The 13,531-nt window shown below is 74.8% G+C and carries 12 protein-coding genes; 10 read left to right on the top strand and 2 right to left on the bottom strand.

Annotated elements, in window-relative coordinates; translation table 11 throughout:
- The first annotated feature begins 38 nt into the window (after positions 1–38).
- Positions 39–1,571, top strand: a complete 1,533-nt coding sequence (locus ACIQ8B_RS20055) for an FAD-dependent monooxygenase (RefSeq protein WP_403548419.1) — start codon at positions 39–41, stop codon at positions 1,569–1,571.
- Here the strand turns inward: ACIQ8B_RS20055 and ACIQ8B_RS20050 are convergent.
- The gene (locus tag ACIQ8B_RS20050) at positions 1,564–2,229 is read right to left on the bottom strand and encodes a ScbR family autoregulator-binding transcription factor (RefSeq protein ID WP_403548417.1); all 666 of its coding nucleotides are present in this window, start codon (positions 2,227–2,229) and stop codon (positions 1,564–1,566) included. The two genes, ACIQ8B_RS20055 and ACIQ8B_RS20050, sit on opposite strands and share 8 nt — an antisense overlap.
- 183 nt (positions 2,230–2,412) lie before the next feature.
- Between ACIQ8B_RS20050 and ACIQ8B_RS20045 the strand changes: the two genes are divergently transcribed.
- A complete protein-coding gene (locus tag ACIQ8B_RS20045; RefSeq protein WP_403548415.1) occupies positions 2,413–3,315 on the top strand; it encodes an NAD(P)H-binding protein in 903 nt (300 codons plus the stop codon).
- A gap of 110 nt (positions 3,316–3,425) precedes the next feature.
- On the opposite strand, the gene ACIQ8B_RS20040 is transcribed toward ACIQ8B_RS20045, so the two are convergent.
- Complete coding sequence (locus ACIQ8B_RS20040; protein ID WP_403548413.1) at positions 3,426–4,418, bottom strand: ScbA/BarX family gamma-butyrolactone biosynthesis protein; 993 nt, start codon at positions 4,416–4,418, stop codon at positions 3,426–3,428.
- A 288-nt stretch (positions 4,419–4,706) separates the two neighbouring features.
- On the opposite strand from ACIQ8B_RS20040, the gene ACIQ8B_RS20035 reads away from it, so the two are divergent.
- The 8 genes from ACIQ8B_RS20035 (at position 4,707) to ACIQ8B_RS20000 (ending at position 13,521) form a co-directional block, all read left to right on the top strand.
- The gene (locus ACIQ8B_RS20035; protein ID WP_403548411.1) at positions 4,707–4,916 is read left to right on the top strand and encodes an acyl-CoA carboxylase subunit epsilon; all 210 of its coding nucleotides are present in this window, start codon (positions 4,707–4,709) and stop codon (positions 4,914–4,916) included.
- A 185-nt stretch (positions 4,917–5,101) separates the two neighbouring features.
- Positions 5,102–5,728: a ScbR family autoregulator-binding transcription factor gene (locus ACIQ8B_RS20030; protein WP_403548407.1), complete on the top strand. Its 627-nt coding sequence runs from the start codon at positions 5,102–5,104 to the stop codon at positions 5,726–5,728.
- Positions 5,729–5,950: 222 nt separating this feature from the next.
- Positions 5,951–6,781 (top strand): BTAD domain-containing putative transcriptional regulator, encoded by an 831-nt coding sequence (locus ACIQ8B_RS20025; protein WP_403548405.1) that lies wholly within the window; start codon positions 5,951–5,953, stop codon positions 6,779–6,781.
- 16 nt (positions 6,782–6,797) lie between these two features.
- Positions 6,798–7,442, top strand: a complete 645-nt coding sequence (locus ACIQ8B_RS20020; protein ID WP_403548403.1) for a ScbR family autoregulator-binding transcription factor — start codon at positions 6,798–6,800, stop codon at positions 7,440–7,442.
- 92 nt (positions 7,443–7,534) lie between these two features.
- A complete protein-coding gene (locus tag ACIQ8B_RS20015) occupies positions 7,535–8,338 on the top strand; it encodes an acyl carrier protein (RefSeq protein WP_403548401.1) in 804 nt (267 codons plus the stop codon).
- Positions 8,339–8,355: 17 nt separating this feature from the next.
- The gene (locus ACIQ8B_RS20010) at positions 8,356–10,374 is read left to right on the top strand and encodes a beta-ketoacyl synthase N-terminal-like domain-containing protein (RefSeq protein ID WP_403548399.1); all 2,019 of its coding nucleotides are present in this window, start codon (positions 8,356–8,358) and stop codon (positions 10,372–10,374) included.
- On the top strand, positions 10,371–11,210 hold the full coding sequence (locus tag ACIQ8B_RS20005) for a 4'-phosphopantetheinyl transferase family protein (RefSeq protein WP_403548397.1): 840 nt from the start codon (positions 10,371–10,373) through the stop codon (positions 11,208–11,210). The genes ACIQ8B_RS20010 and ACIQ8B_RS20005 overlap by 4 nt, the downstream gene beginning before the upstream one ends.
- 4 nt (positions 11,211–11,214) lie before the next feature.
- A complete protein-coding gene (locus ACIQ8B_RS20000) occupies positions 11,215–13,521 on the top strand; it encodes an AAA family ATPase (RefSeq protein ID WP_403548395.1) in 2,307 nt (768 codons plus the stop codon).
- The last annotated feature ends 10 nt before the right edge of the window (positions 13,522–13,531 follow it).

Genomic DNA, 13,531 nt, shown 5'->3' with positions numbered 1-13,531 from the left:
GGGGAGGTCCTGGGGTGAGGCGTCGTGAGCATGCGCAGGTGGTGATCGTGGGGGGCGGGCCGGTCGGCCTGCTGGTGGCGGCCGAGCTGGGCGCCCACGGGGTTCGTACGCTCCTGCTGGAGGCGCAGGCCACTGTGTCGGAGCGGCCCAAGGCGAGAGTGCTGCACGCCAGGGCCCTGCAAGGGCTCGCCAGGCGGGGGTACTTCCCCGAACTCGTGGCGCAGGCGGATGCCACCGCGCCCGAGGCCCGGGCCCCGTTCCGCTACGCCGGGATACCCGGCCTGTCCATCACCGCCCCCGCCTCGGAGCCCGGTCCCGTGCTGCAACGGCCCCAGGCTGACCTCGAGCGCCTGTTCGAGAAGCGGGCGCGGGCCGTCGGGGTCCGGATCCTGCGGGCGCACCACGTGACCGAGGTCGCCCAGGACCGGAACGGCGTCCGGGTCATGGCCAAGGGGCCGCACGGCCCCCTGCTCTGCACCGCTCGGTACCTGGTGGGGGCGGACGGGGGACGCAGCACCGTCCGCGCACTGGCGGGCATACCCGCCCGGACGTACCGGGCGACGACCTCGGGGCTCTCCGGGCTGGTCACGCTGGAGGACGCGCGGTCGCTGCCGCCGGGCTGGCACCGCACCCCGCGCGGCTGGATCGTCGCGCACGACCTCCCCGGCGCCGGAACCCACGTCAAGACCCTCGACTGCGCCGGCGCCCACCCCGAACGCCATCTGCCGCCGACCCCGCAGGAGTTGCGCGGCGAGCTCGCCCGGATCGCGGGGAAGGACATCGGGATCCGGGAGCCGCGCTGGCTCAGCAGGTTCAGCGACTTCGCCCAGCTCGTCCGCTCCTACCGCTTCGGCCGCGTCCTCCTGGCCGGAGACGCGGCACACATGCACTTCCCGGTCGGCGCCCAGGGCCTGAGCGCCGGCGTCCAGGACGCCCTCAACCTCGGCTGGAAGCTCGCGCTCACCGTGCTGGGCCGCGCCGGGGGCGACCTGCTGGACACCTACGACGCGGAACGCCGTCCGGAGGCCCAGCGGGTCATCGACAACACGCGGGCCCAGCTCGCCCTGATGCGGCCGGGCCCCGACGCCGACGCGCTGCGCGGTGTGTTCGCCGAACTCGTGACGGCGGGCCGGGAGAGCCGGTACCTCAGCGACATGATCAGCGGACAGGACACCGTCCTGCCGGGCCGCACCAAGCGGCCCTCCGCGTGGGAAGGAAGATTCCTGCGCAACGTGGCCCTGAACACGAGCGCGGGCCGGACCGACGTGATCGAACTGCTCCGGGCGGGCCGGCCCCTGCTGCTGGCCTTCGGTGAGGAAGGGCTCCGGTGCGCGCGCGGACCGCGCGGATGGGCGGGAGTACTGCGGCTGGTCCACGCCGAACCGACCCCCGAAGTCCCCTGCGACGCCCTGCTGGTACGGCCCGACGGCTACGTCGCCTGGGCGTCGGCCTCCGGGCAGGACGACGGCCTGGGTGACGGCCTGGGCGACGCGCTCGCACTGTACTTCGGTGGCCGGCCGGCCACCGTCGCCGACCGGCCGGCCATGGCGGGTGCGGGGGCGCTCAGCTAGCGGCGGCCACCGGCTCCCGCAGTCCGTGCCGGATCTCCAGGTAGACCTCTTCGCCCCGCCGCTCGGAGAGGTTCAGCGAGGCCAGCACGGAGGGCACGGCGATGCTGGGGAACAGATGACGCAGCAGCTCGGAGGACCGGTGGAGCAGATCCTGGTAGTCGCTGACCGCCTGGGACATGGACTGGATGCCGGCGAACGTGCCGACCACGATGTCGGCGGTCACCGACGGGACCACGTGGGGCAGCAGCTCGCCCTGGGCCTGCCCCCGCTCCAGCAGCTCCCGGCAGACATCGCTCCAGCGTATGAAGGGACCGCTGCGGTCGAGTCCCTCCGCGTGCTGGTCCATGCTCAGGCGCACGCCCGCGCGCACCATGGGGTCGGACTGGAGGCGGTAGGCATGCAACAGCACCTCGTCCGCCAGCTCCTGCAACTTGCAGGAGCGTTCGGGGATCACGAAACGCTGGTCCTGCTCGTGCAGCACCCCGAGGGCGAGCTGTTCCTTCGAACTGAAGTGGAAGTACAGCGCCCCCTTGGTCACGCCGGCGGTGCCGAGGATCTCGGCGATGGTCGCGGCCTGGTACCCGCGTTCCTCGAAGACCTTCGCCGCCGCCTCAAGGATGTTCCTGCGGGTACGGATGGCACGGTCCTGCTTCACCACGCTGCCGCCCTCCCCTTCTCGTCGAAAACGAAGTTCGCCCGGCGGCCTGGGAGCCTCGGACCAGCTCCCAAAAAAACCGCCCAGTACGTATCTTATAGCCTGTTGAGCTTCGCGTAGCCGTGAGGTAGCCGAAAAATCGTGCGGCGCACTCCGCGCCTGCCCGTCCCGAGGGAGGACGTACGGGTGATTCTCGTGACCGGGACCACCGGAACCATCGGAGGGGAAGTGCTGCGGCGGCTCCCCGCCGGTGTCGCGGTACGCGTCATGGCCAGGGACCCGTCGAAGGTGGTGGGAGCGCCCGACGGGACCGAGGTGGTGGCCGGCGACTACGCGGACCAGCTCTCACTGGAACGCGCCCTGCGGGGCGTGCGCCGCGCCTTCCTCCTCACCAGCCGGATCGGCGGTGACGACGACGCGCGTTTCGTCCGGGCCGCGCGCACGGCGGGTGTCCGGCATCTGGTCAGGCTGTCCGCGGCCGCCGTCGCGGACAGCGGGGCGGACGACCTGATCGCCCGCTGGCACCGCGCCAACGAGGACCTGCTGCGCGATTCCGGGATGGGATGGACGGTGCTGCGCCCCCGCGCCTTCATGTCCAACACGCTGTCCTGGGCGGCGTCCATCAGGTCCGAGCGGGTCGTGCGCGCGCTGTACGGGGACTCGGCCAACGTCTGCGTCGACCCGCGGGACGTCGCCGAGGCGGCCGTGTGCGCGCTGACCGAGGACGGGCACGAGGGGCGCGCCTACACCCTGACCGGGCCGGAACCGATCAGCGCCGCGGAGCAGACGGCGCGGCTCGGGGAGCTGCTGGGCGTTCCCCTGCGTTTCGAGGAACTCTCCCTCGCCCAGGCGCGCGCGGCCCTGCGGCAGCGTCACCCCGAGGCCGTCGCCGAGGCGTTGCTGGCCGGCGCGGAGCGGCAGCGGGCGGGGGCCAAGGCCCATGCCGAGGACACGGTTGTGCGGCTGACCGGACGTCCGGCGCGGCCCTTCTCGGCCTGGGCGCGGGACCACATCGCGGCGTTCGGCGGCGGGGCGGACGACGCGGGGGGCGGGCTGCCCGGCCGGTCCGGGGGCCTTCGTGCCGGGTGAGCCGGCAGGTCCGGGGGCTTCGTACTGGGTGAGCCGGCAGGTCCGGGGGCGTCGTGCCGGGTGAGAGCGAGGGGGGAGGCCCACCGGCCGACCCCCTGGCTCTCGTGACGTCAGGCGGCGGGCGCGGCGGTCACCGTCGCGGTGAACACGATGTTGCCGTCCTGGTGGCCCGTGACCAGGACCGTCTCCGGGTCGGAGGGGGCCTTGGGCAGGCGCAGGGCGTCGATCAGGCAGGGCCGGTCCAGCTCCGCGTACTTCTTGAACTCGCACTCCAGGCCGAGCGGCAGGATGGGGGAGCCGCCCAGGGCCACGGTCGCCCCCTGGCGGGCCGCCTCCAGCAGCACCATGCCCGGGACATGGTCGACCTGGTGGTCGAAGAGCACGGGGTGCCGGGTGTCCACCCGGAGCTGCCAGTGGTTCGGCTCCCCGGTGGGGGAGAGGACCACGTCGGCCGGCGACGTGCGCCCCACGCTCTGCGGCGCCACCGGAGCGGTCAGCGGGATCGGGCCGTACTCGGCGTCGAACACGCGCTCCGGGCGCAGCCGGCGGTACACGGCCGGAGCGATGCAGCCGAAGGAGAACCGCCCCGACGCGGCGAGCCGTCCCTCGCGCAGGACCGTCGTCTCGTAGCACAGGGCGGTCAGCCGGTTGCCGCGCTTCTTGACCTCCTTGCACAGGACCTCCAGGTCCAGTGCGGCGGGCGTCCGGGCGACCTCGAGCTGCTCGGGGTGCACGGTGAGGCTGAGTTCCTCCATCAGGAACTGGTGGCCGAAGGGGACGCCGAACTCGGCGTGGGCGAGCAGGGAGCCGATCTGTCGAATCGTTTCGGCGGCGATCAGCGGGTCGTGGTGGACCCCTTCCACGGCGGTGAAGAAGCTGTGGCCCCGCGGCCACTGGGCGGTCACGTCGAAGTGGGTGTCGTCCAGCCGCTTCCAGTCGGTCAGCATGACCTCGGCGACGGCCGCGCGGTGCACCAGTTCCCTGGGGACCGTGGTCGTCAGCTTTCTGTCGTATGCGACTGCCGCCCGGAAGGACGACAGGGCGGCCGGTGCCGCACTCTGTTCGATCGACGGGCCTTCTGTCTGAAAGGTGCTCGCGGTCATCGCTCCCCCTGGACGTGATCGGAGTGTGTACTGCGGAGTTCAAAAGATAGAGACCAGCCGGTTTGATTTCTAGAGGAATCGAAGCCTCCGCCAACGATCGATCAGAGCCGTCGTGGACCGGGAGCGGAATGACATCTCTCATTTCTGGTCTTTTCTCGACCGTTCCTCCAGCTCATCTGCACCGCGGGCGCCCTGCCGTCCGGGCCGGCCGGCGCCGCGCTCTCCAGCGGGACTGGAGCGTGTCTGTGGCGCGGCGCCGCACCGTGGCGGGGATGGGGAGGGGCGGAGATGGGCGAACCTGGTTCCCTTGAGCTCGCGTTGCGCATAGAACGCGGGCGCGCCGACGAGGACGAGCTGGCGGCCGTGGTCCTCGTGCTGTGCTCGGTGCTGGCCGGGCGCGGCGGGACGGACGCCGGGAGGGTGCCGTCCGGTGCCCCGTCGCGGCGTCGCCCGCAGTGGCCCCCCGTGACCTATCGCTCTCCTCGCAGTTGGCGATGAAGCCCGTCGCGCCACGGGTGGAGGGTCGTGCGCACCGTCCCGGGCAGATTCATGTGCATCGCACCTACCCCTCTGCAAAACCGCACAGGCGGTTTGTTAGTCTGGGGCTGACGAACCGCAGGTGGCAGAGACGGCACAGGCCGCCCCGTGTGCCATGAGCCCAGGTCCCAGCCAGGAGGCGACTGATGGTCAAGCAGGAGCGGGCGCTCCGTACGCGCCAGGCGCTGATCCGCGCCGGGGCCGAACTCTTCGCCAGGGAGGGATTCGTGGCCGCCTCGCTGTCCACGATCAGCGGTGAGGCGGGGGTCAGCAACGGGGCCCTGCACTTCCACTTCGCGAACAAGCGGGCCCTGGCGCGGGCCGTCGAGGACGAGGCCCTGGTGAGGCTGCGCCTGGTCATCGAGGAGTCGCTGGGGCGGGACGGCCGCGCCCTGCCGGCCCTGGTGGACGCGACCTACGGACTGGTGGACCGGATCGCCGAGGACGTCGTGGTCCGGGCCGGCTTCGAGCTGGGCGACGACCCCGGCCGCGGCGAGAGCGCCTCGCTCAGGCGGGAATGGCAGCACTGGGTCGAGGAGACGGTGCGGCGCGCTGAGCGGGACGGCTGGCTGGCCCGGGGGGTCTCGGCCGACGACGCCGCGACCGTCGTCGTGGCCGCGACGGTGGGCTTCGAGGTGCTCGGCGGCGAGGAAGCGGCGTGGCTGTCGCAGGAGCGGGTCGCGGGTCTCTGGAGGCTGCTGCTGCCCCGCCTGACGGAGCGGCCCACGCCGGTCCGGGCGGTCGGCGGCCGGGGGAAGTGGCCGACAGGCTGACGACCGACGCTGTTTCACCCTTCAATGAAAAGACCGTACAGTCGGTAAAAATGTCGGTTTTGTTGGCTTTATCTTCAGCTCCAGCGGCACTCAAGTGCGTCCGTGGAAATAAAACAGCATGGTTGGTTTGGTATTGACAAACCAACTGTCCTGTTTTTTAGTTGGGGGCATGCCAGGAAGCGGCTGTGTCAGGACGACTCATGCAGGGATAGGGGAGACGGCATGGACATCGACGTTCTGGGGGCGCTCAGCGTCAGGGAAAACGGTATCTCGGTCACCCCGACAGCACCGAAGCCGCGTCAGGTGCTCGCGCTGCTCGCCCTCCAGGCGGACCAGGTGGTGCCCGTCCGGACGCTCATAGACGAACTGTGGGGCGAACGGCCGCCCCGCAGCGCACGCACCACGCTCCAGACGTACGTGCTCCAGCTCCGGGAGCTGATCTCGGCCGCCCTGCGGCGCGACCCGGAGAACACCGCCGGGCGCACCGCCAAGGACGTGCTCGTCACCCTGCCCGGCGGATACCTGCTCAACACGTCGGACGGCACCAGTGACGTCCACGAGTTCGAGCGGCTGGCCGGCCTGGGCTACCGGGCCATGGACGCCGACGACTTCGCGGGCGCGGCCCGCTATCTGCGCGACGCCCTCGGGCTGTGGACCGGCGGCGCGCTGGCCGACGTGCAGACCGGGGCCCAACTGGAGATCGAGACCAGGCGGCTGGAGGAGACCCGGCTGTGCGCGCTGGACCAGCGCATCGAGGCCGACCTGCGGCTGGGCCGCCACCGCGAACTGCTGGGCGAGCTCACCGTGCTCGTCAGCCGCCACCGCACCCACGAGAACCTGCACGGCCAGCTCATGCTCGCCCTGCACCGTTCCGGCCGGCGCAGCGAGGCCCTGGAGGTCTACCAGCGGCTGCGCAACGCCCTGGTCCGGGAACTCGGCCTGGAACCCTCCGCGGGCCTGCGCCGGATGCAGCGTTCGATCCTCATGTCCGGCCCCGAGTCCGTGCCGGTCGGCGCGGCCGTCGGTGGTGAGCGGCTCAGCCGCGTCGGGTAGGCGGGGAGGGACGGGTATGCAGGCCAGGTCGGAGAGGACGCGACGCAGGCTGGTCCGCGCCGGGGCGCGGATGTTCGACCAGCACGGCTACGCCAGCGCCTCCCTCGAACAGATCGCGGACGCCGCGGGCATGACCAAGGGCGCCCTGTACTTCCACTTCGCCTCCAAGGACGGTCTCGTCGACGCCGTGCAGGAACAGGCGCACGCCGTGCTGCGCGACTTCGCGCACCGGCAGCGCGAGGCCGGCGTGCCGGCCGTGCAGAGCCTCATCGACACCTCGCACTGGCTGACGCGGGTGCTGCGCGAGGACCCGGTGGTCCGGGCGGGTCTGCGCATCACCGACGAGTGCAGCGGGCGGCAGCCCCCGGTCGCCGACGTCCGGCAGGCATGGATCACCGAAGTGCTGCGGCTGGTCTCCCGCGCCCGGACGGCGGGGGAACTGCGCGAGCACCTCGGTGCCGAAGGGCCGGAGACCGTGCTGTCCGCGGCCGTGTACGGACTGGCGGCACTGTCCCGCACCGGCACCGGTCCCGGTGAACCCGGACGGCGGGTCGCGGCGTTGTGGGAGTTCCTGCTGCCCGCCCTCGTCCCCGCCGCGCACGTGGGGCGCTACGACGTCCACTCCACGAACCTGTGCGCACGGCCCGCCGAGGTGGCCTGAACGTGGCCTCCCGCCCATCCACCCGGCGGACCGTGCGCACCTTCGCCCCGTCCGTCACCGGCCCTCCGGAACGGAACCCCAGGAGTCAGACCATGTCCTATGACAGCAGCCGGACCCGCCCGCCCACGAGCCTCGCACCGGCCCCCGAGGGCCTGCTGACCGACCTCGTCGGGATACTCGCCGCCGTCCTGCACCTCAAGCCCGAGAAGATCGACCCGGCCCGGACGTTCCGGTCGCTGGGCCTCGACTCGCTGCTGATCGTCGAGTTCGTCGCCACCGTCAACGCGCGCCACGGCCTCGCCGTCAAACCCGACGCGCTGTTCGACCACCCCACCCCACAGGCCTTCGCCCGGCACGTGGCCCGCGAGGGGGCGGGTCCGGGCACCACCACCCGGGCCGACGCACCGGACCACTCCGGCATGCGGCCCGTGGGTGCCCCGGCACCCGCTCACCGGCCGGTCCCGGAGGCGCCCGCCGCCTCCCCGGCGGCCGGCCCCGGCCGCGGGCACACCGGCGCGCCGTCCGGGCAGACCCGGACCGACACCTCGGCGCAGGAGGCGGTACTGGACGTGCTGAGCGAGGAACTCGCCCGCATCCTGTGCTGCGACCCCTGGGAGATCAGCACCACCGCCGCCTTCAACGTCCTGGGCATCGACTCCATCCTCGGCGCGGAGTTCGTGGCGACGGTCAATGAGATCTACGGCGTGCGGGAGCGCGCCGTCACGCTGTACGACCACCCGAACCTGGCGGCGATGGCCGCGCACATCGCCTCCCTCACCGCCCGCCACGCACCCGCCCCGGGCGGCTCCCCGGACCTCGCGGACCTCCTCGACGCCGTGCGCGAGGACCGGATCTCCGTGGACGACGCCCTCGCCCTGCTGCCCCGGCAGGCCTGAACGGACCGGTGTGCCCGATGGACGAACGCGAGATCCTCACCCGGTTCAAGGCCGGGACCCTCGGCCGGGACGACGCCGCCCGCCTGCTGACCGGGGCACGGCAGGCCCGCGCGGACACCGCGCCCCCGCGGCCCCGCGCGGACCCCCCGCTCACGAGGACCCGGCCGGAGACGGCGCCCCGGCCCACCGACCCGTACGCGCGGCCCCCCGCCGCACCACCCGGCGACCCGTACACGCAGCCGCCCGTACAGCCGCCCGCCGCGACCCCCGCCGAGCCGTACGCGCAACCGTCCGTGCGGCCCGACGCCGACCCGCCCGTCCCCCTGGACGCGGAGCCGTCCGCCGAGCCGTACGCGCGGCCGTCCGCCGGGCCGTACGCGCCGCCTCCCGGCCCGTGGTACGCCGAGCCGGGTGCCGTGCCGCCCCCTGGGCGTCCGGCGGTGGAGGACCGCTACGCCGTCGTGGGCATCGCCGGCCGCTATCCGCTCGCCCCCGACCTGCACGCCCACTGGGAGAACCTGCGGACCGGCCGCGACACGTCCCGCGCCGTGCCCGTCACCCGGCCCGGCCTCGCCCCGGCGCCGCCCGGCCGGCGCGGCCACTTCCTGGACGACGTGGCCGAGTTCGACCCCGAGTTCTTCGGCATCACGCCCGCCGAGGGCGCCCTGACGGACCCGCAGGAACGGCTCTTCCTGGAGGTCGCCTGGGAAGCGCTGGAGAACGCGGGGTGCACCGGCTCACGGCTGGACGCCCTGACCACCCCGGGCGGACCGCCGCGCGCCCTGGGCGTGTTCGTCGGCGCGAGCAGCCACGACTACGCCCTCCTGGCCGCCGCCTCCTGGACCGACGGACGCCCGGCCCCCGCGGCCGGCCACGGGGGCCTGCCCGGCAGGCTGGCCTCGGCACTGGAGCTGACCGGGCCCGCGCGGGCCGTCGACACCGCGGAGTGCTCCGCCCTGACCGCCCTCCACCTCGCCGTCGGCGCGCTGCGCCGCGAGGAGTGCGCGGCAGCCGTCGTCGGAGGCGTCGAACTCCTGCTGCACCCCTCCCGGATCAGGGAGGGCGCCGGTGAGGGCGTGGGCGCCGTGGTGCTCAAACCGCTGCGCCGGGCGCTCGACGACGGGGACCGGGTGCACGCCGTCATCCGCGACACCGCCGACGGCCGCACCGCCCGGCACCGCGACCGCCCCGCCGACACCCGCACCCACCAGCGGACGGACGGGGCGCACGAGACCCGCGAGAGCACCGCCCGGCGGATCGGCTCGGCCGGCGCGGCCACCGGGATCGCGGCGCTGACCGCAGCCGTGCTCCAGGTGCGGCACGGGGTCCTCGCACCCCGCGACGGCCGGGGCGCGGCGGCCCCCTGGCCGCGGACGTGCGACGACACGGGACGGGAACTGCCGCGTACCGCCACGGTCGAGATCGCGGCCGACGGCGGGTGTGCGGCACGGGCCGTGGTCGAGGAGCACCCGGCAGCCGAGGCGCCGGCCGGGGAGGAACCCGGCGGCGACGACGGGCCGTTCCTGCTGTCGGCCCCGACGCCCGCCCATCTGGCCGCCACCGCCCGCCGGTTCGCCGACTGGCTGGCCGGGGCCGCCGACGCAGGCCACCCGGCCGGCGCGCTGCCCGCGGGCCTCGCGCGCGCCCTGCGCGCCGGACGCGCCGCCCTGCCGTGCCGGCTCGCGCTGCCCGCCTCGGACGCGCCCGGCGTCATCGCCGCGCTGCGGCGCTTCGCGGACACCGGAAGCGCCGGCGAGGAGGCCCGTACGGCCGACCTGCGCGGCGGAGCCGACCCGATGGACCTGGGCGGCCTGCCGCAGACCCGCGACTACCTCACCGCCCTGTGGCGCGCCGGACACCGGGCGCAGGTGACCCGGCTCTGGCTGAACGGCGTCGACGTCGACTGGACCGCGCTGGAGGCCGCCTCGCCGGGCACGGCACCCGCGGAACCGCCGCCCTCCGTCCACCTGCGCAGGCCGCTGTGGCTGAGCACCGACGGCGCCGGCGCCCCGCGGGAACCGGAGCCGACGGGATGAACGACGAGGCACACGCGGCCGGCGGCCCGGCCGTCCTGGAGCGTACCGACGGCACCGAACCCGTGAAGCTGTGGTTCTGTCCCAACGACGAACTGGCCCCGGGCATCGCGGCCGTCCTGGCCCGGCACTGGCTGGACGAACACGAGCAGGAGATCGCCGGCCGCTTCCTCTTCGAACGTGACCGGCGCCAGTACCTCGTCGCGCACGCCCTCGTTCGGCGCGTACTCGCCCTGGAGTGCGGCCTGCCGGAGGCGGAGGCCGTCATCTGGCGCTCCTCGCGCGGACGGCCGTTCCTGCAGAAACCGCCGGACGGGCTGCCGCGCGGTGGCCGGGAGCTGGACTTCAACCTCTCGCACGCGGGCGGGCACAACTTGCTCGGCGTGGTCAGACGGCACCGCATCGGCGTGGACGTGGAACGGCTCGACCGCGGCGACCAGGGCTTCGACGCGGTCCTGGAGACGTTCGCCGCCTCGGAACAGGCCTGGGTGGCGCGCGCCGCGCCCGGCCGCCCCCGGGACCGGCGGCTGCTGCGGCTGTGGACGCTGAAGGAGGCGTACTCCAAGGCACGCGGGCTGGGGCTCGGCCTGCCCTTCGACGCGTTCTCCTTCAGGCTGGCCGAGGACCGCGGCGTCCTCGGGTTCCAGCCGCCCGGGAACGACGCCGAGCGGCGGTGGCGGTTCGTCGAACTGGAGCCGGTGCCCGACGTGCTGGTCGCGGTGGCCGTCCTGGCCGACTCCGACGCGCCGCCCGCCCTCCAGCTCCACCACGGCTTCCCGTGGGGCCGGTCCGCCCCCCGGCTGGTGACCCTGCCCGAACCGGCGCCGACGACGGGGTGAGCGCGTGGGGACGGTGGGGGACCTGATCCGGCGGGAGGACCCGCTGCGACTGCTGGAGGGGCTGCTGACGGACGCCGGGCAGGGCAGGGGGAGTGCCGCCGCGCTCACCGGCAGCCCCGGTACCGGCAAGAGCGCCGTGCTGCGCGCCCTGTCCGCACGCGCCGCCGAGGCCGGGGCCACGGTGCTCGGTGCGTGCGCGACCGAGGCCGAGCGGAGCCTGCCGTACGGCGTGGTGGGCCAGCTCCTCAGCGGCACCGCCGGCGGCACGGGCCCCCCGTCCGGCGCACGGGACGGCCGGGACGCGAACCGGCCCGAGACGCTGTACGAGGCGCTGCGCGCGCTCGGTGCCCACCGGCCCCTGGTCGTGACCGTGGACGACGTCCACCACACCGACGAACCGTCCGCGCGCTGCCTGCTCTACCTGTGCGGGCGCCTGGCCGCCACCGGCGTCCTGCTGGTGCTCGCCGGACGGCCGCCGACGACGCCGTCGCTGCCGCTGGCCGAGGTGCTGCGGCACCCGCGCTGCGTCCCCGTGCCCCTGCGCACCCTGTCCGAGGACGGGGTCGCCGAGTTCCTCGGCGCACGCCCGGCGGGCGCGATGGACGCGGCGACGGCCCGGCGGCTGGCCCCCGACTGGCACCGCTTCACCGGCGGCAACCCGCGGCTGCTGCACGGCGTGCTGGCCGACCACCGGGACTGCGGGCCGGTCCGTCCCGCCCGGCCGGTCGCCGGTACCGCCTTCCGGCGGGCCGTCGTCGGCTGCCTGCGCGGTGCGGAGCCCGCGGTGACGCGTACCGCGAAGGCGCTGGCCGTCCTCGCCGACCAGGTGACGCTGACGCTGCTCGCCCGGTTCCTGGGCATGCCCGAACGGGCCGTGGTCCCCAGCCTCGCCGCGCTGGAGGCGACCGGACTGCTCGACGCGGGCCGGCTGCGCCACCAGGGGGTGAGCGCCGCCGTACTGGAGTCGCTGACCGCCGAGGAGAGCGCCCGCCTGCACGCCCACGCCGCCCGGGTGCTCTACGACACCGGAGCCGAACCGCCCGTCGTGGCCGGCCACCTCGTCGCCGCCCAGGCGGCCCGGACCGCCGACGGCGGCACCGGCGACGCCCCGTCGTGGGCCGTCCCCGTACTGGCGGAGGCGGCCCGGCACGCGATGCCGGCCGGGCAGGCGCGCCGCGCCGCCGAGTTCCTGCGCACCGCCCACCGCCTGCACGACGGCGGGCAGCGCCCGGACGGCATGCTGACCACGCTCGCCCGCGCCGAGTGGGAGAGCGATCCGGCGTCCGTCATCCGCCATCTGCCCGCCCTGGAACGCGATCTGGCCGCACTGCGGCCCGACGACGGGCGGTGGGCGGAGGCGGCGGCCCTGCTGCTGTGGCACGGCCGGCACGACACGGTGGCCCGTGGCGCCGCCGGCGCCGGCGACGGCACGCGGGCCCGTGAGGTGCGGACCGCGCTCGCCCACCTGTACCCGGGCCCGGGCCGGCAGGGTCCGGCACCAGGACCCGACGCGGTGGAGCGGGTCCTGGAGTCGCTCGTCCACACCCTCGCCCCACCGCCCTCCGTCCCCGCCCTGCTCGTCGCCCTGCTGTACGCCGGAGAGACCGACCGGGCCGCGCGGTGGCGCGAGCTGACCGGCGCGGCGGAACCGGCCGGGACCACACCGGCCCGGCAGGCCGTCGTCGCCGCCACCACCGCCGTACTGCACGTCCGCACCGGCTCGTACGACGCCGGCGCCGGGCACGCGGCGCGGGCGCTGGCCCTGCTGTCGCCCGCGGCCTGGGGCGTGGCCGTGGGCATGCCGCTGGCGGCCGCCGTGCGCGCGGCGACCGCACGGCAGGCGCACGAGGAGGCGGCGCGGCTGCTGCGGGTCCCGGTGCCGGACGCCATGTTCCGCACCCGGGCCGGGCTGCACTACCTGCTGGCCAGGGGCGGTCATCTGCTGGCCGCCGGACGGGCGCGGACCGCGCTCGCCGACTTCCACGCCTGCCGCGACCTGCTGGCCTACTGGGGCGAGCGGAGCCGGGACGGACTGGACTGGCGGACGCCCGCCGAGCGGGCGCTGCGCCGCCTGGGCGACACCCCGGACGGCGACCCCGTCGCCGTGCTCACCCGGGCCGAGCGGCGCGTCGCGCTGCTCGCCGCGGCCGGCTGCACCAACCGCGCCATCGCCGCCAAGCTGTACGTCACGCCCAGCACCGTCGAGCAGCACCTCACCCACGTCTACCGCAAGCTGCGCGTGAGATCGCGCGGCGACCTGGCGAAGCTGGCCGCCGTCCGCGCCGCCGGGTCCGCCGACGGCGCGGGGTAGCCGGGCGGCG

Source organism: Streptomyces sp. NPDC096105 (genome assembly GCF_044763335.1).
GTDB lineage: Bacteria > Actinomycetota > Actinomycetes > Streptomycetales > Streptomycetaceae > Streptomyces.
This window is presented reverse-complemented; position numbering and strand designations above follow the sequence as displayed.

Excerpts from the sequence above, each read along its gene's own strand:
- ACIQ8B_RS20030 (WP_403548407.1), top strand. The coding sequence starts at position 5,102 with ATGGTCAAGCAGGAGCGGGCGCTCCGTACGCGCCAGGCGCTGATCCGC.
- ACIQ8B_RS20020 (WP_403548403.1), top strand. The coding sequence starts at position 6,798 with ATGCAGGCCAGGTCGGAGAGGACGCGACGCAGGCTGGTCCGCGCCGGG.
- ACIQ8B_RS20015 (WP_403548401.1), top strand. The coding sequence starts at position 7,535 with ATGTCCTATGACAGCAGCCGGACCCGCCCGCCCACGAGCCTCGCACCG.
- ACIQ8B_RS20040 (WP_403548413.1), bottom strand. The coding sequence starts at position 4,418 with ATGACCGCGAGCACCTTTCAGACAGAAGGCCCGTCGATCGAACAGAGT.
- ACIQ8B_RS20010 (WP_403548399.1), top strand. The coding sequence starts at position 8,356 with ATGGACGAACGCGAGATCCTCACCCGGTTCAAGGCCGGGACCCTCGGC.
- ACIQ8B_RS20005 (WP_403548397.1), top strand. The coding sequence starts at position 10,371 with ATGAACGACGAGGCACACGCGGCCGGCGGCCCGGCCGTCCTGGAGCGT.
- ACIQ8B_RS20035 (WP_403548411.1), top strand. The coding sequence starts at position 4,707 with ATGGGCGAACCTGGTTCCCTTGAGCTCGCGTTGCGCATAGAACGCGGG.
- ACIQ8B_RS20025 (WP_403548405.1), top strand. The coding sequence starts at position 5,951 with ATGGACATCGACGTTCTGGGGGCGCTCAGCGTCAGGGAAAACGGTATC.